Source organism: Rhizobium sp. P40RR-XXII (assembly GCF_012641405.1).
Lineage (GTDB): Bacteria > Pseudomonadota > Alphaproteobacteria > Rhizobiales > Rhizobiaceae > Rhizobium.
In genome coordinates, this window is sequence record NZ_JABAII010000011.1 from 1 (window position 1) to 23,769 (window position 23,769).

Annotated in this window: 22 protein-coding genes; 12 read left to right on the top strand and 10 right to left on the bottom strand. The window is 61.7% G+C overall.

Annotation, left to right across the window (positions count from 1 at the left end; translation table 11 throughout):
• Positions 1-396 precede the first annotated feature (396 nt).
• The 4 genes from HGP16_RS34435 (at position 397) to HGP16_RS20510 (ending at position 4,996) form a co-directional block, all read left to right on the top strand.
• Entirely contained in the window at positions 397-519 is a 123-nt protein-coding gene (locus tag HGP16_RS34435) for a hypothetical protein (protein WP_281408238.1), read from the top strand.
• Complete coding sequence (gene hrpB, locus HGP16_RS20500) at positions 516-2,993, top strand: ATP-dependent helicase HrpB (RefSeq protein WP_168841853.1); 2,478 nt, start codon at positions 516-518, stop codon at positions 2,991-2,993. Before HGP16_RS34435 ends, hrpB begins: the two co-directional genes overlap by 4 nt.
• 47 nt (positions 2,994-3,040) lie before the next feature.
• Positions 3,041-4,333 carry an ActS/PrrB/RegB family redox-sensitive histidine kinase gene (locus HGP16_RS20505; protein WP_205926652.1) on the top strand — a complete coding sequence of 431 codons (1,293 nt, stop codon included), beginning with the start codon at positions 3,041-3,043 and terminating at the stop codon, positions 4,331-4,333.
• 75 nt (positions 4,334-4,408) lie between these two features.
• Positions 4,409-4,996, top strand: coding sequence for an ActR/PrrA/RegA family redox response regulator transcription factor (locus HGP16_RS20510; RefSeq protein WP_168841855.1), 588 nt, complete (start codon positions 4,409-4,411; stop codon positions 4,994-4,996).
• Position 4,997: 1 nt separating this feature from the next.
• On the opposite strand, the gene HGP16_RS20515 is transcribed toward HGP16_RS20510, so the two are convergent.
• Positions 4,998-5,486: an MmcB family DNA repair protein gene (locus tag HGP16_RS20515; RefSeq protein ID WP_113233570.1), complete on the bottom strand. Its 489-nt coding sequence runs from the start codon at positions 5,484-5,486 to the stop codon at positions 4,998-5,000.
• Between the two features lie 181 nt (positions 5,487-5,667).
• Between HGP16_RS20515 and HGP16_RS20520 the strand changes: the two genes are divergently transcribed.
• Complete coding sequence (locus HGP16_RS20520) at positions 5,668-6,360, top strand: L,D-transpeptidase (RefSeq protein WP_168841856.1); 693 nt, start codon at positions 5,668-5,670, stop codon at positions 6,358-6,360.
• 366 nt (positions 6,361-6,726) lie between these two features.
• Here the strand turns inward: HGP16_RS20520 and HGP16_RS20525 are convergent, their stop codons facing one another.
• From HGP16_RS20525 to hslV, 6 genes are all read right to left on the bottom strand, one after another.
• On the bottom strand, positions 6,727-8,895 hold the full coding sequence (locus HGP16_RS20525; RefSeq protein ID WP_168841857.1) for a malate synthase G: 2,169 nt from the start codon (positions 8,893-8,895) through the stop codon (positions 6,727-6,729).
• A gap of 118 nt (positions 8,896-9,013) precedes the next feature.
• Positions 9,014-11,017 carry a hydantoinase/oxoprolinase N-terminal domain-containing protein gene (locus HGP16_RS20530; RefSeq protein ID WP_168841858.1) on the bottom strand — a complete coding sequence of 668 codons (2,004 nt, stop codon included), beginning with the start codon at positions 11,015-11,017 and terminating at the stop codon, positions 9,014-9,016.
• A gap of 69 nt (positions 11,018-11,086) precedes the next feature.
• Positions 11,087-12,481: a cytochrome P450 gene (locus HGP16_RS20535; RefSeq protein WP_168841859.1), complete on the bottom strand. Its 1,395-nt coding sequence runs from the start codon at positions 12,479-12,481 to the stop codon at positions 11,087-11,089.
• 118 nt (positions 12,482-12,599) lie between these two features.
• Positions 12,600-13,553, bottom strand: a complete 954-nt coding sequence (locus HGP16_RS20540) for a DUF1402 family protein (RefSeq protein WP_168841860.1) — start codon at positions 13,551-13,553, stop codon at positions 12,600-12,602.
• 163 nt (positions 13,554-13,716) lie between these two features.
• Entirely contained in the window at positions 13,717-15,027 is a 1,311-nt protein-coding gene (gene hslU / locus HGP16_RS20545; RefSeq protein ID WP_168841861.1) for an ATP-dependent protease ATPase subunit HslU, read from the bottom strand.
• 44 nt (positions 15,028-15,071) lie between these two features.
• Positions 15,072-15,599 (bottom strand): ATP-dependent protease subunit HslV, encoded by a 528-nt coding sequence (gene hslV, locus HGP16_RS20550; protein WP_168841862.1) that lies wholly within the window; start codon positions 15,597-15,599, stop codon positions 15,072-15,074.
• 214 nt (positions 15,600-15,813) lie between these two features.
• Here hslV and hisB point away from each other — a divergent pair, with 214 nt between their 5' ends.
• Genes hisB through coaA form a run of 7 tightly spaced genes read left to right on the top strand, consistent with a single transcriptional unit; the run spans position 15,814 to position 20,484 of the window.
• On the top strand, positions 15,814-16,422 hold the full coding sequence (gene hisB / locus HGP16_RS20555) for an imidazoleglycerol-phosphate dehydratase HisB (RefSeq protein ID WP_015338215.1): 609 nt from the start codon (positions 15,814-15,816) through the stop codon (positions 16,420-16,422).
• Between the two features lie 25 nt (positions 16,423-16,447).
• A complete protein-coding gene (locus tag HGP16_RS20560; RefSeq protein WP_168841863.1) occupies positions 16,448-16,945 on the top strand; it encodes a DUF2628 domain-containing protein in 498 nt (165 codons plus the stop codon).
• 2 nt (positions 16,946-16,947) lie between these two features.
• The gene (gene hisH / locus HGP16_RS20565; protein WP_168841864.1) at positions 16,948-17,598 is read left to right on the top strand and encodes an imidazole glycerol phosphate synthase subunit HisH; all 651 of its coding nucleotides are present in this window, start codon (positions 16,948-16,950) and stop codon (positions 17,596-17,598) included.
• Between the two features lie 27 nt (positions 17,599-17,625).
• Complete coding sequence (hisA, locus tag HGP16_RS20570) at positions 17,626-18,369, top strand: 1-(5-phosphoribosyl)-5-[(5-phosphoribosylamino)methylideneamino]imidazole-4-carboxamide isomerase (RefSeq protein WP_168841865.1); 744 nt, start codon at positions 17,626-17,628, stop codon at positions 18,367-18,369.
• The gene (gene hisF / locus HGP16_RS20575) at positions 18,366-19,154 is read left to right on the top strand and encodes an imidazole glycerol phosphate synthase subunit HisF (protein ID WP_168841866.1); all 789 of its coding nucleotides are present in this window, start codon (positions 18,366-18,368) and stop codon (positions 19,152-19,154) included. Before hisA ends, hisF begins: the two co-directional genes overlap by 4 nt.
• A gap of 13 nt (positions 19,155-19,167) precedes the next feature.
• Positions 19,168-19,482, top strand: coding sequence for a phosphoribosyl-ATP diphosphatase (locus tag HGP16_RS20580; RefSeq protein WP_168841867.1), 315 nt, complete (start codon positions 19,168-19,170; stop codon positions 19,480-19,482).
• A gap of 6 nt (positions 19,483-19,488) precedes the next feature.
• Entirely contained in the window at positions 19,489-20,484 is a 996-nt protein-coding gene (gene coaA, locus HGP16_RS20585) for a type I pantothenate kinase (RefSeq protein ID WP_168841868.1), read from the top strand.
• 3 nt (positions 20,485-20,487) lie between these two features.
• Here the strand turns inward: coaA and HGP16_RS20590 are convergent, their stop codons facing one another.
• The 3 genes from HGP16_RS20590 to HGP16_RS20600 form a co-directional block, all read right to left on the bottom strand.
• Entirely contained in the window at positions 20,488-21,096 is a 609-nt protein-coding gene (locus HGP16_RS20590; protein ID WP_168841869.1) for an alpha-ketoglutarate-dependent dioxygenase AlkB, read from the bottom strand.
• 291 nt (positions 21,097-21,387) lie between these two features.
• Positions 21,388-21,822, bottom strand: a complete 435-nt coding sequence (arfB, locus tag HGP16_RS20595) for an alternative ribosome rescue aminoacyl-tRNA hydrolase ArfB (RefSeq protein WP_168841870.1) — start codon at positions 21,820-21,822, stop codon at positions 21,388-21,390.
• Between the two features lie 118 nt (positions 21,823-21,940).
• Positions 21,941-23,551, bottom strand: coding sequence for a phosphoenolpyruvate carboxykinase (locus HGP16_RS20600; protein WP_168841871.1), 1,611 nt, complete (start codon positions 23,549-23,551; stop codon positions 21,941-21,943).
• Positions 23,552-23,769 lie beyond the last annotated feature (218 nt).

A 23,769-nucleotide genomic window follows, 5' to 3' on the forward strand; every position in this document is an offset into this window, starting at 1 on the left:
CCCAGAACCACCAATCAGCATCGCAGCCAATCAAGGAAACACTAGAGCGAAAGTCGTCGTCGCCAGCAGCGCCGCCGCCCTCGTTCAGTGATCGGGCTTATAGACCCTACCTCCGAACCAAGTCAACACTATCACTGTAAAAATTCTGACATTTTTGTAACTTATTGATTGTAAAACGGAATTTGATGCGATGTCGAAATTAGTGGGCGGTTTTACCTGGCAGGACGCGCTTTCGGGATTCATTTTGCGTCGCGCGTCGGAATCGTCCAAATAGAGGCCTAAGAACCACCTCCGCACCTCCCCTGCCGGTAGATGGGCCGGCGGACGGGATTGCGTCTCATTGCCAGCTGCGCGCCCAAGACCTAATAGACATCGAACGATTACATGGAGCGGAGCATGTTGCTTCTCAACGAAGAGCGGACGCACGCGGCGCTGCCCTGGCCGGCCTTGATCGCAGCGCTCGAAGTCCTCACGATCACGATGGCTACCTGTGAACATGCGCGGAGCCGGCAGGCGTGACCTATAAGACGCCTTCACTACCGGAACTTCCGGTCTCGCATGTGCTTGCCGATATCGGCATCGCACTCGCCGACCATCGACGCGCCGTGCTTTCCGCGCCACCCGGCGCCGGCAAGACGACGCTGGTACCGCTTTATCTATTGGGGCAGGCGTGGCGCGGCGACGGCAGGATCATTCTTCTGGAACCGCGACGGCTGGCGGCAAGGGCGGCGGCGGCCCGGATGGCCTCGCTGCTGAACGAACAGGTCGGCGATACCGTGGGCTATCGCATGCGGCTCGACAACCGCATCTCCGCCAAGACCCGCATCGAGGTGGTGACGGAGGGCGTGTTCGCCCGGATGATCCTCGACGACCCGGAACTCTCCGGCATTTCCACCGTCATCTTCGACGAATTCCACGAGCGCTCGCTGGATGCCGATTTCGGCCTGGCGCTGGCGCTCGACGTGCAGTCGGCGCTGCGCGAGGATTTGCGCATCCTTGTGATGTCGGCAACGCTGGACGTGGAACGCGTCGCGAGCTTGCTCGAAAACCCACCCGTCATCGAGAGCATGGGCCGCAGCTTTCCAATCGACATTCGCCATCAGGACCGGCCGGCGGGCGAGCGGATCGAAGATACGGTCACGCGGACGATCCTCGACGCGCATGCGGACGAACAGGGCTCGATCCTCGCCTTCCTGCCGGGGCAGGCCGAGATCACCAGGACGGCGGAACGGCTCGAGGGTCGGTTCGGATCGGAGACAATGATCGCGCCGCTTTACGGCAATCTCAGCCAGAAGGAACAGGACGCGGCGATCCGGCCAGCAGCGCAGGGCACGCGCAAGATCGTGCTTGCCACCTCGATCGCCGAGACCTCCATCACCATCGACGGCGTGCGCATCATCATCGACAGCGGCCTGCAGCGGCTGCCGGTCTTCGAGGCTTCGACCGGAATTACGCGGCTCGAGACGGTGCGCGTGTCCCGCGCCTCGGCCGATCAGCGGGCCGGCCGTGCCGGGCGAACCGAGCCGGGCATCGCCATTCGCCTGTGGCATCCGGGCCAGACGGCGGCGCTTCCGGCCTTTACGCCGCCGCAGATCCTTTCGAGCGACCTCTCGGGCCTCGCGCTCGATCTGGCCCATTGGGGCGTGCAGGATCCGGCGACGCTCGCCTTTGTCGACCAGCCGCCGGCGATAACGCTTGCCGAGGCGCGGACCTTGCTGCGGCAGCTGGGAGCGCTTGACGCGGAAAACGGGTTGACGGCGCGGGGCCGGCTGATGCGCGAACTCGCCTTGCCGCCGCGGCTGGCGGCGATGGTGATATCGGCCAGCGAATTCGGCCAGGCGCGCGAGGCGGCGTTGCTTTCGGTGCTGCTGACGGAACAGGGGCTCGGCGGGCAAAGCATCGACCTCGAAGACCGGCTGCGGCGCTTCAAGACGGAAAAGGGCGAACGGGCGGAAGCCTCGCGTCGATTGGCCGGGCGCCTCGCCCAGGCGGCGGGCGGCAACGGCAGCCCCGTCTCTTCTACTCCTCCGCTCGCCGGTGTGCTGCTCCTGCATGCCTTTCCCGATCGGATTGCGCTGCAGCGCGGCGGACGGGGGCGCTTCGTCATGGCCAATGGTCGCGGCGCGGAGCTGCCGGAGACCGAGCGGCTTGCCGGCTCGCAGATGCTTGTCATTGCCGACCTCACCGGCCGGGCGCCGCAGGCGCGCATTGTTGCCGCGGCGGAGATTTCCCGCGCCGATGTGGAAGAGCATTTGCCGGGCGAAATCCGCACCGAGGATCAGAGCTTTTTTGACAAAGCAAGCCGCCAGGTGCGGGCGCGGCGGGTAACACGGCTTGGCGCGATCATCTTCGAGGAAACGCCGCTGCCGCGCCCAACCGGCGAGCAGGCGACGAAGGCGCTCGCTGACGGCATTCGCGAGCTCGGGATCGGCGTCCTGCCCTTTTCCAGGGAAGCTGCGCAACTGCGGGAAAGGATCGGCTTCCTGCAACGGACGATCGGCGAGCCCTGGGCTGACGTTAGCGACGAGGCGCTGCTTGCGCGGTTGGATGACTGGTTCACGCCATTTCAGGCCGATGCGCGCGGCCTTTCCGATATCTCCGCCGGCGGGCTCTCCAGCGGGCTTATGTCGCTGGTGCCGCATGAGCTGCAGCGCGATCTCGCCCGGATGGCGCCGACGCATTTCGAAGCGCCGACCGGGCAGCGCCATCCCATACAATATGACGGCGAGGAACCGCTGTTGACCATTCGCGTCCAGGAGCTGTTCGGACTGAAGCAGCATCCGGCCATCGGCGGCGGCAGATTGCCGCTACTGCTCGAATTGACATCGCCGGCACATCGGCCGATCCAGACGACGCGCGACCTGCCGGGCTTCTGGGCGGGCTCCTGGAAGGATGTGCGCGCCGACATGCGCGGGCGCTACCCAAGGCATCCCTGGCCGGAAGATCCGGCGGAAGCCTTGCCGACCACACGCGCCAAGCCACGGGGGACCTGACAATGGCACGCTTCTTCCGCGGACTGGAAAAGCTGTCCGAGGCCGAAATGAAAGCGCAGGAGGGCCATCACACCAGCCGGCGGCTGCGGCTGCAGACGCTGGTACGCCTGCGCTGGCTTGCGGTCGGCGGCCAGACGGTGACCGTGATGATCGTCGCCTTCTGGCTGAAATTCCCCATGCCGCTGCTGCCCTGCTGCGTGCTGATCGCCTGCCTTGCCTGGATCAACTTCTTCCTGACACTGCGCTATCCACCGACGCACCGGCTGGAGCCGCCGGCGGCCTTTGCCCTGCTCAGCCTCGATCTTCTGCAGCTCTGCGGGCTGCTGTTGATCACCGGTGGGCTTGCCAACCCCTTCTCGGCACTGGTTTGCGTACCCGTCATCATTTCCTTCGCATCGCAGCCGATCCGCTACAGCATGCCGCTGATCCTGCTGGCGATGATCTGCATTACCGGCCTTGCCTTCTCGCCCTTTCCGCTTCCCTGGTATGAAGGCATCTCGATCAACGTCCACAATGTGATGCAGCTCGGTGTCTGGTGCTCGATTGCCTCCACCATGGCTTTTGCCGCCTTCTATGCCTATCGCGTCTCCATGGAAGCCTCGCAGCTCGCCGATGCGCTCTCGGCGACGGAGCTGGTGCTGCAGCGGGAAAAGCACCTGTCGCAGCTCGACGGGCTGGCGGCGGCCGCGGCGCACGAGCTCGGCACGCCGCTTGCGACCATCAGCGTCGTCGCCAAGGAGATGGAGCGCGAACTGCGCGAGGACGACCGCTTCCGCGAGGACGTGGCGCTGCTGCGCAGCCAGAGCGAGCGCTGCCGCGACATCTTGCGGCGGCTGACGACGCTCTCCTCCGAAGACGAGGCGCATATGCGGCGGCTGACGCTCTCCTCGATGATGGAGGAGATCATCGCACCGCATCGCGAGTTCGGGATCACGCTGGAACTGATCGAGAAGAGCCCGCGCTCCGGGGAACCCGTCCTCAGCCGCAATGCCGGCATCATGTACGGCCTCGGCAACCTCATCGAAAATGCGGTCGACTATGCCCGCAAGACGGTGACCATCACCGTGGAGTATACCGTCGACACTCTGACTATTGTCATCGAAGATGACGGCAACGGCTATTCGCCCGAAATACTGGCACGGATCGGCGAACCCTATGTCACATCGCGCCAGCGGGACGATACCGCCGGCGGCCTCGGGCTTGGCCTCTTCATCGCCAAGACGCTGCTCGAACGCTCAGGCGCCGCACTTTCCTTCAGCAATCGCGATTCGGAGGCGCCAGGCGCGCGCGTCCGCGTCGAATGGCCGCGCGTACTGATCGACAGTAATTCGACAAAATGATTTTCACGGCTTAAAACAGCGGTCGTCAAAATCGGTTGAATATGCAGGCGGATGGTCGCCGGGATAGAAGATAAAATGACGGAAAAAGAGAGCGCTGCCCCACACGCGGGAGCGAAGGATGCCGCGGCCCATATCGGCCCGGATGCCACATTGCTGATCGTCGACGACGACGGCCCGTTTCTGCGTCGGCTGGCACGCGCGATGGAAACGCGCGGCTTTGCAGTCGAGACGGCGGAATCGGTGGCGGAAGGCGTGGCCAAATCCAAGGCGAGCCCGCCCAAATACGCCGTGGTCGACCTCCGGTTGGGCGACGGCACAGGACTGGATGTGATCGAGGCGATCCGTCAGCGGCGCGACGATACGCATATCGTCGTCCTGACCGGCTATGGAAATATCGCGACGGCGGTGACCGCCGTCAAACTCGGCGCGCTCGACTATCTCGCCAAACCCGCCGATGCCGACGACGTCTACGCCGCGCTGACGCAGCGCCCCGGCGAAAAGGCCGAGGTGCCTGAGAACCCGATGTCAGCGGACCGGGTGCGTTGGGAGCATATCCAGCGCGTCTATGAAATGTGCGAGCGCAATGTTTCCGAGACGGCCCGCCGCCTCAACATGCATCGCCGCACGCTGCAGCGCATCCTCGCCAAGCGCGCGCCGAAATAGGCTACTCTGAAGCGAAGGACTTGCCCGTCGCCCATTCGGCCAGCAGCAGGCGCTGGGCGGCGGCGCGGGAGAAATTCAGCGTCACGGACTTGCGCGTCGCCGGCGGCAGCCGATGCTCCGGCGCCTCGCGCAGCATATGGGCGCCGTAACCATCCGACAGAAATAGCCCGCAATCCTCGGGGAAGATATCCAGCGGCACGTCCTTGTGCGTCGCGAAGAACATCCGGTCGCAATGCTGCCGGTATTCGGGCCATTTGCGATCGACGCGGAAATCCTCGATCGACGTCTTGATCTCGATGATCCAGATCTCACCCTTTTCCGAGAGGCTGATGAGGTCGGCGCGGCGGCCGCTGGCAAGCGGCAACTCCGGCAAGACCGCGTGACGCATGTCGTGCAGTAAAAGTTGCACGCCCTTGCGTACAAGCATGGCCCTTTCCGATTGTCGGCCATCTATTAACGGATTGTTATTGTAAACGTTCAAAATCGTCATGAATTGTCTCGGGAACAGGGCAAGCATTGTTGCAAAAAAACCATGTCCTTCTAATTTGCGCGCCGGCGCTATTTTTGTAGGGCCACAGCCGCTTGCAAAGCTAAGTTTAATGGAAAATAAACTGTAGACAAAGATGGTAGATAACCATCCGTTCCCTGCCACGAAATTTCAAGAGACTTCCATGCGCATCCGTAATGCTATGACCGCACTCGGCCTTGTCGCAACGCTCGCAGCGGCTGGCTATGCCATCCCTGCGGCAGCCAAGCCCTCCGCCATTGCCAATCCCGCCACCATTGCCGCTCCCGCTACCGACGCCCTCAAGACGTTCGACAGCGATTATGGCGTCACGAGCGACAACGGCTTCCAGCTGCCGGCGATCCCGATCCAGAAGGTGAAGCCGCAGTTCCGCCGCCAGATCGTTTCCTACAAGTCCGACGAGGCTGAAGGCACGATCATCGTCAACACGCGCGAGCGCCATCTCTACTATATCCTCGGGAACGGCGAAGCGATGCGTTACGGCATCGGCGTCGGCAAGCAGGGCTTCGCCTGGTCGGGCACTGCTTACGTTGCCTGGAAGCAGGAATGGCCGAGCTGGCATCCGCCGAAAGAAATGGCAGTCCGCCGTCCGGAAATCGCCAAATACGTCGATGGCGGCATGAACCCCGGCCTGTCGAACCCACTCGGCGCGCGCGCCATGTATCTCTACAACGACAAGGGCCAGGACACGCTGTTCCGCCTGCACGGCACGCCGGAATGGGCGTCGATCGGCACGGCCGCTTCCTCGGGCTGCATCCGCCTGATGAACCAGGACGTCATCGACCTCTATAGCCGCGTTCTGCCTGGTCACAGCACCAAGGTCGTCGTCATCCAGTAATCACTGGACATTCGGATTGAAAAAGGCCGCCGGATCGATATCCGGCGGCCTTTTTGTTTGGGGAACGGGGTCGATGCTATATCACCCTACCCGCCCTCGTCCTTCGAGGCTCCGCCTTCGGCTGCGCATCTCAGGATGAGAGCTGATCTTTTCCCCTAGAGCCGGATGATTTTAGGTCTGTTCGACCAAAAATCTGAATCCGCTCTAGAAACAAAGAAGTAGAGCGTGATGTCGCCTGGAAACCGCCTACACTTTTCGGCATCACGCTCTAACCGCAAGATCCTCTCCACCTCATCCTGAGGTGCCTTGCCGGCGAAGGCGACAAGGCCTCGAAGGATCGAGGTGGCCCCAGATGGAGGGAAGGGATCACCCCGCCTGCTTCGCCTTCAGCTCGATGCGGCGGCGGTGCAGGACCGGTTCGGTATAGCCGTTCGGCTGCTCGCGGCCCTTGAGGACGAGATCGAGGGCTGCCCGGAAGGCGACCGAACCGTCGAAATTGCCGGCCATCGGCCTATAGAGGGGATCACCGTCGTTCTGCTGGTCGACCACGGCAGCCATGCGCTTCATCGTCTCGATGATCTGCGCTTCGGTGATGACCTTGTGGTGCAGCCAGTTGGCCATGTGCTGCGCAGAAATGCGCAGGGTGGCGCGATCTTCCATGAGGCCGATATTGTTGATGTCGGGAACCTTGGAGCAGCCGACGCCCTGATCGACCCAGCGCACGACATAGCCGAGGATGCCCTGGCTATTGTTGTCGATCTCGCGCTGGATTTCCTCCGGCGTCCAGTTCGGCCGCGAGGCGACCGGCACGGAGAGAATGTCGGAAAGCTTGGCGCGGGCGCGGCTCTTCAGGCTCTTCTGCACGTCGGCGACATTGACGCGATGATAATGGGTGGCATGCAGCGTCGCCGCCGTCGGGGACGGCACCCAGGCGGTGTTTGCGCCGGCCTTCGGGTGGGCGATCTTCTGCTCGAGCATGGCCGCCATCAGATCCGGCATGGCCCACATGCCCTTGCCGATCTGGGCATGGCCGGAGAGGCCGCATTCCAGGCCGATATCGACGTTCCAGTTCTCATAGGCCGCGATCCAGGCCGCCTGCTTCATATCACCCTTGCGGATCATCGGGCCTGCTTCCATCGAGCTATGGATTTCGTCGCCAGTGCGATCGAGGAAACCGGTATTGATGAAAACGACGCGCTCGCGGGCGGCGCGGATGGCTTCCTTGAGGTTGACCGTCGTGCGGCGCTCCTCGTCCATGATGCCCATTTTGATAGTATTGCGCGGCATCCCAAGCAGGTCTTCGACGCGCGAGAAGATATCAACCGCGAAAGCGACTTCTTCCGGACCATGCATCTTCGGCTTGACGACGTACATGGAGCCGGTGCGGGAATTCTTGCGGCGGCCGTTCGGGCCGATGTCATAAAGTGCGATCAGGCCGGTAATCGCGGCATCCATGATGCCCTCGGGCACCTCGTTTCCATCACGGTCAAGAATGGCCGGATTGGTCATCAGGTGGCCGACATTGCGCACCAGCATCAGCGAGCGGCAATGCAGATCGAAAGTGCTGCCATCCGGCGCGGTATAGGTGACATCGGGGTTGAGGCGGCGCGTGAAGGTCTTGCCGCCCTTGGCGACCTCTTCGGTCAGGTCGCCCTTCATCAGGCCGAGCCAGTTGCGGTAAACCTCCGCCTTGTCGTCGGCATCGACGGCCGCGATCGAATCCTCGCAATCCATGATCGTGGTGATCGCCGATTCCAGCCGGACATCGGAAATGTTTGCCGGGTCGGCCTTGCCGATATCGGTGCCGGCATCGATAACGACTTCGATATGGATGCCGTTCTGCTTCAGCAGGATATGCGAGGGATTGGCTGCATCGCCGAGATAACCGGCGAAATGGCTGCGATCCGCCAGCGCCGTAACGCCACCTTTTGTCGTGATCGCCAGTGCGCCATCCTTCACAGCAAGACCGGTGACGTCCTTCCAGCCTGCGCCGGCAAGCGGCACGGCGGAATCGAGGAAATCGCGAACCCAGGCGATGACTTTCTCGCCGCGCTTGGGGTTATAGGTCCTGCCCCTCTCGGCGCCATCAGTCTCAGGAATGGCATCGGTGCCATAAAGAGCATCGTAAAGCGATCCCCAGCGGGCGTTGGCCGCGTTCAGGGCATAGCGGGCATTCATGACGGGAACGACGAGCTGCGGGCCGGCAATCTCCGATATCTCGGGATCGACATTGGCGGTCGAAATCGTAAAGGCCGGGCCTTCGGGCACGATATAGCCGATGTCGCGAAGGAAGGCCTCGTAGGCGGCGAGATCGACGGGCGCGCCGTTCTTGCGATACCAGTCGTCAAGCGCTGCCTGCATGTGGTCACGCTTGGCGAGCAGCTCGCGGTTCTTCGGCGCGAGATCGTGGACGATCTTGGAGAAGCCGGCAAAAAAGGCGTCGGCGTCGATGCCTGAACCCGGCAGCGCTTCCTTGACGAGGAAATGATAAAGCACCGGTTCGATCTGCATCCCGTTCTTCTCAATGCGGCTCATGCCAAATACTCCTCAAGGCCATCTGATGGCTCATTTTTCACATGCTGCCACTTTGCCGATCGTTTCGCTTCCGTCAATTTGGCAATAGTTCGAAAGATTTATGCGTTGAGGGAAATAATCAATCCGTTGCGATTCGCGGACGTCCGCTGGCCGTCGCGATGAACCGCGCCTCGATCAGTTTTCGACTGCCCTCGACCTCAGGCGCATCCACCCGCTCATCCATCGCCAACACGAGATCCACCGCGCCGTTGAGCCTTGCCTGGGCCATCGCCGCCTCGGCGGCACGTGAGCGGGCACCGGCGAAACTCCGGTCCTCGTCGGTGAAGCGCAGGCTTTCACCGGCGCCGTTCAGCATATAGATGCCGTCCTCCGGCATGGTGACGAAAACGGTAACGCTGGTGCGCACCTGACCGACGACGGCGCCGACGGCATTGGCGACATCCGAATCGCCGGGAATGGCGCTCTCCGTCGCCAGCATTTCTGCGATGGCAGGATAGTAGACCGGGGCGGAAGCGCCGAGCCCGACAAGCGGGCGATCAAGCGAAATGGCGAAACGGGCGATCCCCGGCGCACGGCGAAGAGCGCGATCGATGGAGATGGATTTTGCCGGATTGAGATCGGCAACGCCATCCTCGGCAAGGCAGGCCGCAAGAATGACATCCGCGGACTGGCGCGTGAGCCGATCGATGATCTTCTGCGCGAGTTCCTCGACGGATGCGGCGATGGCGCGCCCGGAACCATCCTTAAGCCGCATCGCCAAAGCCAGACCGAGGCGCGCCGCCTCTGTATTCCACTGGCCCTGCCGGCCGAGCACATGCATGGCATCCGAAGGCGTCAGGCCGCTCAGATGCACGAGGCCGCGCGCCACCAGCCGATCCAACGTCGCCTTCTGCGAGGCCATCGTCAAAAGCTTGTCGAGCGCCACGGGAATGGCGCCGATCCGGTCGAACAGCGCCTGCTCGGGCGCCGTAAGACCGCTTGCCAGATGATCCGGTACGCCGGTGCGGAGCGCAAAGCGGCCGGCGTTGCGGGCCAGATGCGGCGCCCGTAGCTGTTGTTCCAGCATATCAAGCACTGCCTCGCCATGCATGTGGGCGGCGAGGCTCAGGGGCAGCAGCCGGCGCGGCCCAAGCTCGAAGGCGGCGACAAGGCCGCGATCATTGATCTTCACTTCGGAATCGCCGCCGAGGCCGTAGGTGCGCATGGCGACGGCCTCGACCATGGTTCGATAGCCTCCGACCACGGCGCCTTCGGCATCCAGTCGCGGCCGACCATTCTCCATGACGGCGACGTCGGTGGTGGTGCCGCCAATATCGGAAACGACGGCATCGTCGAGGCCGGTGAGATAGCGCGCGCCGACGAGACTTGCGGCCGGACCCGACAGAATCGTTTCGATCGGCCTGAGTTTGGCCTCGTCAGCCGAAATCAAAGCGCCATCACCACGCACCACCATCATCGGCGCGGAAATACCGCGCGTCGCCAGGAACCCTTCGCAGGCGCCGACGAGGCGATCGATCATTGACACCAATCTGGCGTTGAGCAGCGTTGTCAGGGCACGGCGTGGCCCACCGAGCTTCGAGGAAAGCTCATGGCTGCAGGTGACGGGCAGATGCGAGAGCTCGCGGATGCAATCGCGCGCCCTGATTTCATGAGCCGGATTCCGCACGGCAAAATAGCCGGCGACAGCGAAAGAGGAGACCGACTTCGCCAGTTCCGGCAACGCGTCGCGCAATGCCGTCAAATCGAGCGGACTTTCATTGCCGTGCACATTATGGCCGCCTGGAAGATAGAGCACGGGATCGGACCCGAGCGCTTCCGCAAGACCGTCGCGCTTAAGATCGTCCGGCCCGAAACCGATCATGATCAGCCCGGCGCGGCCGCCCTGCCCTTCGACAAGCGCATTGGTGGCGAGTGTCGTCGACAGCGAGACGAGGCCGATCGCCGAGACGGGAATGTTGGCCTTGGCGATGACGGCATCGACGGCGCCGGCAATGCCGACGGCCAGATCATGCCGCGTGGTCAGCGATTTGGCCTTGGCAACCACACCATCGGTTTCATGGAAGAGAACGGCATCGGTGTAGGTTCCACCCGTATCGATGCCGAGCAGGAAGTGAGATGTCACGGATCAATTTATCCTTGGGATATGAAATCGAAGCGGCAAACGCGAAACCCTATCTCGCATTCGCAACTCTTATCGCCTTTTCACCCGCATCGGCAATCCGCCGCGCGGCTGGGTCGTCAGCTTCTGCACCGGCCAGGGATCGGTTTCTTCCGTCAAGTCAAAACGGAAACGACGCATCATGACGGCAAGGGCGATGACGGCTTCCTGCAGCGCGAAAGTCGCGCCGATACAGACGCGCGGACCGGCGCCGAAGGGGAGATACTGGAAGCGGTTGATCTTGGCCCGGTTCTCCGGAAGGAAGCGTTCCGGCATGAAAGCCCGCGGCTTTTCCCAATAGAGTTCGTGGCGATGCAGCGTCCAGGGCATGATCAGGACGGTGATCCCCTTTTCTATCGTCACACGCTCGCCCTTGGCGCTCGTCCATTCGTCATCGGCGATGGCGGCCCGGTTGATCGACGGCGCCGGCGGATAGAGGCGCATCGCTTCCTCGAAGGCGGCGCGGACATGCGGCATCAGGTCGAGCCAGGCGACCGGCTTCGCATCGGTTGCGAGCACCCGGTCGATTTCCTCTTCCATGGCCTCGCGAATATGCGGGCTATTGGCGACACAATAAAGCGTCCAGGCCAAAGCACGGGCGGTCGTCTCATGGCCGGCGCCGATGAAGGTGAGGATATTGTCCTCGATCTCCTCCATGGTCAGCCCGTCCGGACCGGCCTTTTCCAGAAGCAGCGTCAGGAAATCGTCGGGTGCGCTGGCTCTGTCCCCGCGCATCTTTTCCAGGCGCTGGTCCATGGTGGTGCGGACGATGCCGCGGAACTTGTCAAGCACGCGCTGGCCGCCGATGCGGGTGATGCGCGGCACCCAGGCAGGGGCGCGCAAAAGATCCATGGGATCGACCCGACCCATGCGGTGCAGCAGCTCATTGACCTCATCGGCGAAATGCTCGCCTTCGGTGACGATCTCGCCGGAAAACAAGGTCTCCGCCAGAATGGCGAAGGTCAGTTCGGTCATGTCGGTAGCGATATCGAACACCGCACCTTCGTCGCCGATCTCATCGTATTTATGCAGATATTCCAGGCTTTGGCTCAGCATCTGGCCGGCGAAGCCCTGCGCATGGCGCGGCGTGAATACCGGTGCCACAGCCTTGCGCGAACGCTTCCAGACCGGCCCTTCCGCCGTCAGGAGACCATCGCGCAGGATCGGCCGGAGCACGAGCTGGCGGATGTCGGCCATGCGGTAATTGGCGGCATTGTCGACCAGAACATGCTTGATGAGGCCGGGATCATTGACGATCAGCGTCCGCTCGTTGAAGAACTTCGTCTTGATCCACGGTAGCGTATAGGACGGCTCACCCCAGAGTTCGAGCGGATTGCGCAGGATGGTTTTGATGATCGTCCATCGCGACGGCGGGACGGTGCGCGGGATCGGCGCCGGCGGGGAAAAGGCTTCCGGAATCATGTCCATGGGATCCATTCTCCTCGAAGACCGGGCCGTCGCCTAATCATGCGGCCGAGCGGCCGCTCATCCCATATGGTGAACGCCGCCAGCAAAATCCAGACGATAAAACGTCGCGCAGGGGCGTTTAAAGGAGCGACTTCAGGTCGCTCAGCTTATCATTGATGAGCCAGCCATAGTAGTTCTCCTCGGGCCAGACGGGCTGCGAAGAGCTTCGGTTCTTGGCGGCAAGGGCGGCAGCGCGCTTGCGGGAATTGCCGAGATTGTAGAGCGTCGCGGTAATGCCCGGATTGCCTGAGATATCCATGCCCGCGATCGAGCGGTAGTCGTCGATCGACTTGCGGATCGATGCCGCAACGAAGGCCAGCGACAAGTCCGGATCCATGATCGCCTTGTAGACGCCGCCGGCATCCTTCTCGTCGAGCTTCGCAATACCCGAGGTACGACTGACCAGATCGGAAAGCTCGAGTGCCGTCAGTGGATTGACCTGACCGAGCCCGAAGGTTTGGCCGGCATAGAAAGGCTGAAAGAAAACCGCGCTGAAGCGATTGTCGGGATAGGACTTACCGCCCACCGTCTTGCCGCGGAAATCGTCTTCCCAGACATCCTCGCGGCAGGTCCAGAGAGTGTAGGAATCCTGTTTGCCCTTGCAGCTGTCGAATTGCGGCCGGGCGACGAAATCGTCGACGTTTTCGCCATTGTAGGCGAAACGGAAGCTCTGGCCGGCATAGGAGGCAGCCTTGACATAGTAAGACTGCAGGCCGTCATAGGCATCGACATTATAGGTGTGCTCGCCGACGAGCGCGCCGATGATGTGGATCGGCTCGATGCCGTAGGCGCGCGCAGTCGACTTGATCTTCGCCATCAGCTTGGTGTCGGTCGCCAGCAGTTCGCGGACCTTCTGGTATTTGCGTTCAAAGGTCGAATTCGTGCCGCGCGTGCGGCGCACGGAAGCGCCGGGAACCGGCGGCTGCTCGGCATTGCGGTTGCCCGGAGGCACCGCGGTCGCCGCGTCCGCATAGGCGGGCAACCAGGAGAGACTGGCGACCGCCAGAAGAAGGGTGATCAGTATGCGTCGCAAGATGGCTGTCCTGTCGAAGTTTCAACCAATGTTTCCGTGCGGCTGCCTGACGGATAATCTGGGCCGAATAAAGCCATCCGACACAAAGAAACGGGCCCCTAACTAAAAAGTTAACGGCCCGCTGTCGAGTGTTTACTGTCTTAAATCGCTTTTGCCGGCTCGCTCACAGAATGAAGCGGGACAGGTCGGTGTTGCTGGCGAGGTCGCCGACATGCTCGCGAACATAGGCGGCATCGATGGTCACCGATACGCCACCGCGGTCTGAAGCGTTGTAGGAAATATCGTCTAGCACCCGTTCCATGACGGTCTGCAGACGGCGGGCGCCGATATTCTCGACTGTAGAATTCAGATGCACCGCGACATCGGCGAGAGCGTCGATGGCATCGTCGGTGAAGTCGAGCTTCAGGTCCTCCGTTTCCATCAGCGCCCTGTACTGGCGGATGAGGCTGGCTTCCGGCTCGGTCAGGATGCGGCGGAAATCCTCCTTGGTCAGCGGCCGGAGCTCGACGCGGATCGGCAGGCGACCCTGCAGTTCCGGCAGGAGGTCCGACGGCTTCGACACGTGGAACGCGCCAGAGGCGATGAAGAGGATATGGTCTGTTTTGACCGGACCATACTTGGTCGAAACCGTCGTGCCTTCGACCAGCGGCAGGAGGTCGCGCTGCACGCCTTCGCGCGAAACGCCGGCACCCATGCCGCCGTCGCGAGCGGCGATCTTGTCGATCTCGTCGAGGAAGACGATGCCGTCATTCTCGGCGGACTGCACGGCTTCGCGCTGGATTGCTTCGTTATCGATCAGCTTGTCGGATTCGTCGCGCACCAGTTCCTTATAGGAATCCTTGACCGTCGTGCGCACTTTCTTCGTGCGGCCGCCCATGGCCTTGCCGAACATTTCGGACAGGTTGAGGACGCCGATATTGGCGCCGGGCATGCCGGGGATCTCGAAACCGCCAGGCATGCCGGAACCGGTGTCGGCAACTTCGATGTCGATTTCCTTGTCGTCGAGCTGGCCGTCACGCAGCTTCTTGCGGAAGCTATCGCGCGTCGCCGGCGATGCGGTAGCACCGACCAGCGCATCGAGCACGCGTTCTTCGGCGCTCATATGCGCCTTTGCCTGCACCTCGGCGCGCTTCTTTTCGCGCACCAGGCCGATGCCGACCTCGACGAGATCACGGACGATCTGTTCGACATCACGGCCGACGTAGCCGACTTCGGTGAACTTGGTGGCTTCGACCTTGATGAAGGGAGCGCCGGCGAGCTTGGCAAGGCGGCGGGAGATTTCCGTCTTGCCGACGCCGGTTGGGCCGATCATCAGAATGTTCTTGGGCATGACTTCGTCGCGCAGCTCGGGCTCGAGCTGCTGCCGGCGCCAGCGATTGCGCAATGCGATCGCCACGGCGCGCTTGGCCTCATGCTGGCCGACAATGTAGCGATCGAGTTCGGAAACGATCTCGCGGGGGGAAAAAGTGGTCATTTCGTATGTTCCCTGTCAGGGCTAGAAACTATCAAGAGAGGAAATTAGGCTTCGGCATCAAGCGTCTCGACGACCACATTGTGGTTGGTGTAGACGCAGATGTCGGCAGCAATATCGAGGGCACGGCGGGCGACGTCTTCCGCTGATTTGTCACTATCCATCAGCGCGCGTGCGGCGGCGAGCGCAAAATTTCCGCCGGAGCCGATCGCCATGGCGCCATGTTCGGGCTCGAGCACATCGCCGTTGCCGGTGATGGCGAGCGTTATGTTCTTGTCGGCAACCAGCATCATGGCTTCGAGGTTGCGCAGATATTTGTCCGTGCGCCAATCCTTGGCGAGCTCAACGGCGGCTCGCATAAGCTGGCCGGGATATTGTTCGAGCTTCTTTTCCAGGCGCTCGAGCAGAGTGAAGGCATCGGCGGTTGCGCCGGCGAAACCGGCGATGACATCGCCCTTGCCGATGCGGCGAACCTTGCGCGCATTGCCCTTCATCACGGTCTGGCCAAGGCTCACCTGGCCATCACCAGCCATCACCACCTTGCCACCCTTGCGAATAGTCACGATTGTCGTCATTTAACACCTGTTTGCCCCCGTTCCGGCGGGCTTTCTGCCGGGCCGCTTATCGGCCCCGTCAGCCACCTATGTAAGAGGGGTTTTTCCGATTGCAAATGGCGGCGGCGACCGAATGATGGCGGCAAGCCGGCTAAACACGCAGGCCCCACGCGTAACTTCTGGATATTTCCCGATACGCCTGATATGGAACGGCCGTATTCCGATGGAGCAGCCCATGGCAGAGACCGCAGCGAGCCGCACGGCAAGCGTTTCCCGCAAGACCAACGAGACCTCGGTCTCCGTTTCCGTCAACATCGACGGCAGCGGCAAGTCGACGATTTCAACGGGTGTCGGCTTCTTCGACCATATGCTGGAACAACTGTCGCGACATTCGCTGATCGACATGGAAATCGACACCAAGGGCGACCTGCATGTCGACGACCATCATGCCGTCGAGGATACCGGCATCGCGATCGGCCAGGCGATTGCCAAGGCGCTGGGCGACCGGCGCGGCATCACCCGCTATGCTTCGATCGACCTTGCCATGGACGAGACAATGACGAAAGCCGCCGTCGATCTGTCCGGCCGGCCTTTTCTCGTGTGGAACGTTTCGTTCAGCGCGCCGAAGATCGGCACCTTCGACACCGAATTGGTGCGCGAATTCTTCCAGGCGCTCGCGCAGAATGCCGGCATCACCTTGCATATTCTCAACCATTATGGCGCCAACAATCACCATATAGCCGAGACATGCTTCAAGGCCGTTGCGCGCGCACTGCGCACCGCAACCGAGATCGATCCGCGGCAAGCAGGCCGAGTGCCCTCGACGAAAGGCACGCTCGCCTGAGCCCCGTCATGGGGAAAGTGAAGAGATGGCAAGCTATTTAATTTTGACTCCGCCAGGAGCGCCGAGCCGATCTGAAGTATCGGATCGGTATCGCGACGAAACGCGGTTCATCCGCGACGGCTTTTCGTGGACGGTGTTCCTGTTTCCGACGCTCTGGATGCTCTTCCATCGACTTTGGCTGCATGCGATTGCCGCGTTTCTGCTGCAGGGCATTGCGCTGGAGCTGATGCGCCAGCCGGGCTTCTTTGCCGCCGGCGCGGCACTTCTGCTCGGTTTGCATATTCTCGCTGCCCTCGAAGGTCCGCATGCACTGAGCGACCGCCTTGTCGGCCGCGGCTGGAAGCTAAGCAATCTCGTCTCCGCGCACGATCTGGCAACCGCAGAGGAAATCCATTTTTCCCAGCTAGAGCAGGAAGCAGGCCAGGATATCCATCCGAAAAACTGGGATATTCCGGCTACCAACACCAATAGCAGCCGCCCGGGCCCGAGCTTCGGCCTTCCCGGCTACGACGGAGGACGCTGATCATGCGCGTCGCGATTATCGACTATGGTTCCGGCAATCTGCGCTCGGCCACCAAGGCTTTCGAACGGGCCGCCCGCGAGGCAGGCATCGACGCAGAGATCGACCTGACCGATGACGCCGAGCGCGTCGCCACCGCCGACCGCATCGTGCTTCCAGGCGTCGGCGCCTATGCCGATTGCCGTCGGGGCCTCGATGCCGTGCCCGGCATGGCGGAAGCCGTCGTCGACGTCGTGGAACACAAGGCGCGTCCCTTCCTTGGCATCTGCGTCGGCATGCAGCTGCTGTCGTCGCGCGGGCTGGAAAAGACGATCACGAAAGGCTTCGGCTGGATCAAGGGTGACGTCAAGGAAATGACGCCGAGCGATCCTAACCTGAAAATCCCGCAGATCGGCTGGAACACGCTGGATATCCGCCACCCGCACGCACTCTTCGATGGGATCGAGACCGGGCCTGACGGCCTGCACGCCTATTTCGTCCATTCCTACCATCTGGCCGCCGACCTTGGGGACGATGTGATCGCGACGACGAACTATGGCGGGCCGATGACCGCCTTCGTCGGGCGCGACAACATCGCCGGCGCGCAATTCCATCCGGAAAAGAGCCAGAAGCTCGGCCTCGCCCTGATTGCCAATTTCCTGCGCTGGAAGCCGTAAGGCTCGCGCGAAAGAAACGGAAACAACATGATTCTCTTTCCCGCTATCGACCTCAAGGACGGGCAATGCGTGCGCCTGAAGCTCGGTGACATGGAGCAGGCGACCGTCTACAATCCCGATCCAGGCGCCCAGGCGAAAGCCTTTGAAGACCAGGGCTTCGAATGGCTGCATGTCGTCGATCTCAACGGCGCTTTCGCCGGCGAGACAGTGAACGGCGCTGCCGTCGACGCCATTCTCAAGGCGACGAAAAATCCGGTGCAGCTCGGCGGCGGCATCCGCACGCTCGACCATATCGAAAACTGGCTGTCGCGCGGGCTTGCCCGCGTCATCCTCGGCACGGTGGCCGTGCGCGATCCGGCGCTTGTCGTCGAGGCCTGCAGACGGTTTCCGGGTCACATCGCCGTCGGCATCGACGCCAAGGGCGGTAAAGTGGCGGTCGAGGGCTGGGCCGAGGCGTCCGAACTCGGCGTCATCGAACTGGCGAAGAAATTCGAGGGCGCCGGCGTTGCCGCCATCATCTATACCGATATCGACCGTGACGGCATTCTGACCGGGATCAACTGGCCCTCGACGCTCGAACTGGCCAATGCCGTTTCCATCCCCGTCATCGCGTCTGGCGGCCTCGCCTCGCTCGACGATATCCGCCGCATGATCCAGCCGGACGCCCGCAAACTGGAGGGTGCGATTTCCGGCCGCGCGCTCTATGATGGTCGGATCGATCCGAAAGAGGCACTGGCCCTGATCAAGCAGGCCAAGGAGGCAGCGCAATGACCCTGAAAGCCCGTGTCATCCCCTGCCTCGACGTCAAGGACGGCCGCGTCGTCAAAGGCGTCAACTTTCTCAATCTCGTCGATGCCGGCGATCCGGTCGAGGCTGCCAAGGCCTATGACGCCGCCGGGGCCGACGAGCTCTGCTTCCTCGACATCACCGCCTCCTCAGACAATCGAGACACGATCTTCGACGTGGTGGCCCGCACGGCGGAACAATGCTTCATGCCCGTCACAGTCGGTGGCGGCGTGCGCACGATCGCCGACATCCGCAAGCTGCTGCTCTGCGGCGCCGACAAGGTTTCGATCAATTCGGCGGCGGTCAACAATCCGGATTTCGTCGCCGAGGCGGCCGACAAATTCGGCAACCAGTGCATCGTCGTTTCCATTGACGCCAAGCGGCGACGCACCGAGGCGCTCGGCGGCGACAATTTGAGCGCCTGGGAGATCTATACCCATGGCGGCCGCAACGCGACCGGCATCGATGCCGTCGATTTTGCCCGCAAGATGGTCGAGCGCGGCGCCGGCGAGCTGCTTGTCACCTCCATGGACCGCGACGGTACCAAGGTCGGCTACGATCTGGAGCTGACGCGGGCGATTGCCGATGCCGTGCGTGTCCCCGTCATTGCGTCCGGCGGCGTCGGTGATCTCGACGATCTCGTTGCCGGCGTCAAGGAAGGTCATGCGACGGCGGTTCTTGCCGCTTCGATCTTCCACTTCGGCACCTATTCGGTGGGCGAGGCAAAGCGCTACATGGCCGAGCGCGGCATTCCCATGCGGCTGGATTAGGAGACAGCGACCAATGAGCGGATTTACCCTTTCCGACCTCGAACATATCGTCGAGGAGCGCTCCAAGGCTTCGCCCGAGGAATCCTGGACGGCGAAGCTTATTGCTGGCGGCCAGCCGAAGGCGGCGAAGAAACTGGGCGAGGAGGCGATCGAAGCCGTAATGGCTGCCGTCACCAACGATCGCGACAACCTTACTTATGAGGCCGCCGATCTGCTATATCACCTTATGGTCGTGTTGAAGATTGCCGACATTCCGTTGCAGAATGTCATGGGTGAGCTCGAAAGGCGCACTACTCAATCCGGCCTTCAAGAGAAGGCAAGCCGGTAAAACGCAATGACGATAGCCACCAAGACCGAGCCAGCACACGAGACACTCGATATTTTCCAGGCCAAAGCCTATTCGCCCTATTATTTCTTTTCCTCGGAAGAGTGGGCGAAATTCCGGGCCGACACGCCGCTGACGCTGACCGCCGACGAAGTGAAGCGGCTGCGCTCCATGGGGGACCCGATCGATCTCGACGAAGTCAGGCGCATCTATCTGTCGCTGTCACGACTGCTCTCCTCGCATGTGGAATCCTCACAAATCCTGTTTGAGCAGCGCAATCGGTTCCTCAGCCTTTCCGACATCGCCAAGACGCCGTTCGTCATCGGCATCGCCGGCTCGGTCGCCGTCGGCAAATCCACCACGGCCCGTATCCTGAAGGAATTGCTGGGCCGCTGGCCGTCGAGCCCGAAGGTCGATCTCGTCACCACGGACGGTTTTCTCTATCCGAACGCCGAATTGCAGCGCCGCAACCTGATGCAGCGCAAGGGTTTTCCGGAAAGCTACGACACAGCAGCGCTGCTGCGCTTCCTTTCGGCTATCAAGGCCGGCCAGCCGAACGTGCAGGCGCCCTCCTATTCGCATCTTGTGTATGACGTGCTGCCGAACGAGTTCAAGACCGTCGACCGCCCGGATATCCTGATCTTCGAGGGTATCAACGTGCTGCAGTCGCGGCATCTGCCAGCTGATGGCAAGATCGTGCCGATGGTCTCGGATTTCTTCGACTTCTCGATCTATATCGACGCCGACGAGGAGCTGATCCACAACTGGTATGTCGCCCGCTTCATGCGGTTGCGCGAAACGGCGTTCCGCGACCCCAACTCCTTCTTCCACCGCTACGCCTCGATCAGCGAAGAAGAGGCGCTGGCGATTGCCGAGGGACTCTGGAAGAACATCAACCTGAAGAACCTGCGCCAGAACATTCTGCCGACGCGCCCGCGCGCCGACCTTATCCTGCAGAAGGGCAAGAATCATCTGATCGAGCAGGTGGCACTCAGGAAGCTTTGAGGGTCAGGGTTGAACGCGCCTGAGCGTCAGGTTGATCCGCCCGCCGTTCTTCAGCAATGTCGACGTGGCCGGGTAGATGCGATCGACGCCGTGAAAACACAGCCTTCCCTCGCCGCCGAGAACGACGATATCGCCGCTGGAAAGCTTGAAGGATAGCGTGCGATCATCGCGGCTGAGACCGCCGACCCGAAAAAGGCAGGTGTTGCCGAGCGAGATCGACAGTACGGGCGCGTTGAGATCCTGTTCGTCGCGATCCTGATGCAGGCCCATGCGGGCATCGTCAGAGTAGAAATTGACGAGACAGGCCTCCGGCGGTTTTTCATAGCCTGCTATATCACTCCAGAAATCGAGCAGTTGCGACGGCATGGCCGGCCAGGGGCGACCGGTGACCGGATGTGTCGGCTGGTAGCGGTAGCCGCGCTGCTTGTCCGTGACCCAGCCAAGCGAGCCGCAATTGGTCATCCGCACCGACATTTCCTTGCCCGTGCCGGGCATGACCGGCGTGTAGAGCGGCGCCTCGGCCACGACGACGCGGATTGCTTCGACCAGCGCTTCCTGGGCGGAACGATCGAGATAATCAGGCAGATGGCGAATTCCGTTGGGGAGCAGCATTTTTTGGTTCCTGCGATGGTGCCGGTCAGGTGAAGATATCATTGCCGCGTTATTGTGCCTGGCCCCTCACCCCGACCCTCTCCCCGCAAGCGGGGGCGAGGAGTCTATCTTGCCTTAAGCGGGCTCTTTACAAACAGAGGCTTTGCGGCTTCGTGCGCTTGTCCCTTCTCCCCGCAATGCGGGGAGAAGGCCAGGATGAGGGGCCAGACAAGGAGTCACGGCAAACTCGCTCTCACCCAACAACCACCATTTTCATCCAACCGAACCAAAACCACAGCCCGAAAAGCCGGCCTAATCGCCACCCGGCTTGCCGCGCATCTTCTTGACCTCGGAACGACCGGATTTTTCCTTCAGCCGGCGCTCGATCGACCCCTTGGTCGGCTTGGTCTTCTTGCGTGGCGGCGGCGGCGGGGCGGCGGCTTCGAGGATCAGTTCCTTCAGGCGCTCGCGCGCGTCCTCGCGGTTGCGATCCTGGCTGCGGAAACGGCTGGCCTCGATCATCAGCACGCCATCCTTCGAGACACGCCGACCGGCAAGCTTGACGGCATTCGCCTTGACTCGATCCGTCAGCGAGGGAGAGTTCTGGACATTGAAGAAAAGCTGGACAGCCGTTGCGACCTTGTTGACGTTCTGACCGCCGGGACCACCCGCCAGAACGAACTGTTCCGTCAGCTCCCAGCCGGCAATCGTGATCCGGTCGTTGATGTAAAGCGCTTCGCTGGCCATGATTTTCTCCGCGCCTGTCTATCCCACATCAGTGCGCGGTTGAAAACTACTGCCGAATAAAATGAAACCCGGCGACCTGGCCGCCGGGTTTCACGTGAGTCGTTCCCACTGTGGATGATTATTCTGCAGCGACCGGCATTCCCGGCGCGGCATCGCGAACGTTGCCGTCGACGTGATCCTCGAACTTGGCGAAGTTGGTGACGAACATCTGCACCAGCTTCTCGGCCTGCGCATCATAGGCATCGCCATCGGCCCAGGTGGAGCGCGGGTCGAGGATGGCGCTGTCGACGCCCTCGACGGCAACGGGGACCGCGAAGCCGAAGTTCGGATCGATGCGGAACTCAACATTGTCGAGAGCGCCCTTCAGGGCAGCGGCCAGCAGGGCGCGCGTCGCCTTGATCGGCATGCGGCCTCCCTTGCCGTAGGCGCCACCAGTCCAGCCGGTGTTGACTAGCCAGCAACGAGCGCCGTGGCGGGCGATCAGCTCCTTTAGTAGGTTGCCGTATTCGGCCGGATGGCGCGGCATGAAGGGAGCGCCGAAGCAGGTCGAGAAGGTAGCTTCCGGCTCGACGACGCCCTTTTCCGTGCCGGCGACCTTGGCGGTGTAGCCGGATAGGAAGTGGTACATTGCCTGGTCCGGCGTCAGCTTGGCGATCGGCGGCATGACGCCGAAGGCATCGGCCGTCAGCATGATGATCGTCTCGGGATGGCCTGTCATGCCGGATTCCGAAGCGTTCGGGATGAAATGCAGCGGATAGGCGCTGCGGGTGTTTTCCGTCAGCGAGCCATCGTCGAGATCCGGACGGCCATGCTCATCGAGCACGACATTTTCCAGCACGGTGCCGAAACGGCGGGTCGTTGCGTAGATTTCCGGTTCGGCTTCCGCCGACAGACGAATGGTCTTGGCGTAGCAGCCGCCTTCGAAGTTGAAGATGCCGTTTTCGCCCCAGCCATGCTCGTCGTCGCCGATGAGCGTGCGGGTCGGATCGGCCGACAACGTCGTCTTGCCTGTGCCAGACAAGCCGAAGAAGATCGCGGCATCGCCTTCGGGACCGACATTGGCCGAGCAGTGCATCGGCATGACGCCGCGCTCCGGCAGCATGTAGTTCAATGCCGTGAACACCGATTTCTTCATTTCGCCGGCATAGGACGTACCGCCGATCAGGACGATGCCGTTGACGAAGTCGCAGGCGATCACCGTCTCGGTGCGGCAGCCATGGCGCTCCGGATCGGCGCGGAAGCTCGGCAGATCGATGATCGTCAGTTGCGGCACGAAGCTTTCGAGCGCGATGCGCTCCGGCCGGATCAACAGATTGCGGATGAACAGCGAGTGCCAGGCGAATTCGGTGACGACGCGCGTCGGCAGTGCATATTCGACGTCAGCGCCGCCAATCAGATCCTGGACGAACAGGTCCTTGCCGCGTGCATGCGCCAGCATATCTTCATGCAGCAGCTCGAAATGTTCCGGCGACATCGGCTTGTTGTTATCCCACCAGATCTGATCTTCGGTGGTGGCGTTGCGCACGACGAACTTGTCCTTCGGGGAACGGCCGGTGTGCTGTCCGGTCAGAGCCCTGAGCGCACCGTCGGCGGTCAGATCGGCTTCCTGACGGCGAATCGCTTCCTCGTAAAGGTGGGCTTCCATGAGGTTATAGCGAACACTGGCGGCGGCTCCCAAGCCGATCGATCCCAGTTCGGTTGCGGGATTGCGAACGCCGAATTGCTCCATCACATTTTCCTCTACAAAGGGGCTTGGCCGTTAGAACTATCTAAAGCGTAGAGGGCTCTTTTTAAAAGCACAAGAGCAAAAAACAAAAAAACTTTAATGATATCAGTTATTTAATCGATTTAAATAAACATCGATAATTTTAAATCGTTTGAATGAGGCATGGCGAGATGTTTCGTCGCACAACCATTGCGCAAGGGTTTTTCTCCGCGACAATCCTC

Coding starts and splice junctions, on each gene's coding strand:
- HGP16_RS34435 (WP_281408238.1), top strand. CDS start 397: ATGTTGCTTCTCAACGAAGAGCGGACGCACGCGGCGCTGCCCTGGCCG.
- HGP16_RS20505 (WP_205926652.1), top strand. CDS start 3,041: ATGAAAGCGCAGGAGGGCCATCACACCAGCCGGCGGCTGCGGCTGCAG.
- HGP16_RS20510 (WP_168841855.1), top strand. CDS start 4,409: ATGACGGAAAAAGAGAGCGCTGCCCCACACGCGGGAGCGAAGGATGCC.
- HGP16_RS20515 (WP_113233570.1), bottom strand. CDS start 5,486: ATGACGATTTTGAACGTTTACAATAACAATCCGTTAATAGATGGCCGA.
- HGP16_RS20520 (WP_168841856.1), top strand. CDS start 5,668: ATGCGCATCCGTAATGCTATGACCGCACTCGGCCTTGTCGCAACGCTC.
- HGP16_RS20525 (WP_168841857.1), bottom strand. CDS start 8,895: ATGAGCCGCATTGAGAAGAACGGGATGCAGATCGAACCGGTGCTTTAT.
- HGP16_RS20535 (WP_168841859.1), bottom strand. CDS start 12,481: ATGGACATGATTCCGGAAGCCTTTTCCCCGCCGGCGCCGATCCCGCGC.
- hslU (WP_168841861.1), bottom strand. CDS start 15,027: ATGACCACTTTTTCCCCCCGCGAGATCGTTTCCGAACTCGATCGCTAC.
- hslV (WP_168841862.1), bottom strand. CDS start 15,599: ATGACGACAATCGTGACTATTCGCAAGGGTGGCAAGGTGGTGATGGCT.
- hisB (WP_015338215.1), top strand. CDS start 15,814: ATGGCAGAGACCGCAGCGAGCCGCACGGCAAGCGTTTCCCGCAAGACC.
- HGP16_RS20560 (WP_168841863.1), top strand. CDS start 16,448: ATGGCAAGCTATTTAATTTTGACTCCGCCAGGAGCGCCGAGCCGATCT.
- hisH (WP_168841864.1), top strand. CDS start 16,948: ATGCGCGTCGCGATTATCGACTATGGTTCCGGCAATCTGCGCTCGGCC.
- hisA (WP_168841865.1), top strand. CDS start 17,626: ATGATTCTCTTTCCCGCTATCGACCTCAAGGACGGGCAATGCGTGCGC.
- hisF (WP_168841866.1), top strand. CDS start 18,366: ATGACCCTGAAAGCCCGTGTCATCCCCTGCCTCGACGTCAAGGACGGC.
- HGP16_RS20580 (WP_168841867.1), top strand. CDS start 19,168: ATGAGCGGATTTACCCTTTCCGACCTCGAACATATCGTCGAGGAGCGC.
- coaA (WP_168841868.1), top strand. CDS start 19,489: ATGACGATAGCCACCAAGACCGAGCCAGCACACGAGACACTCGATATT.
- HGP16_RS20590 (WP_168841869.1), bottom strand. CDS start 21,096: ATGCTGCTCCCCAACGGAATTCGCCATCTGCCTGATTATCTCGATCGT.
- arfB (WP_168841870.1), bottom strand. CDS start 21,822: ATGGCCAGCGAAGCGCTTTACATCAACGACCGGATCACGATTGCCGGC.
- HGP16_RS20600 (WP_168841871.1), bottom strand. CDS start 23,551: ATGGAGCAATTCGGCGTTCGCAATCCCGCAACCGAACTGGGATCGATC.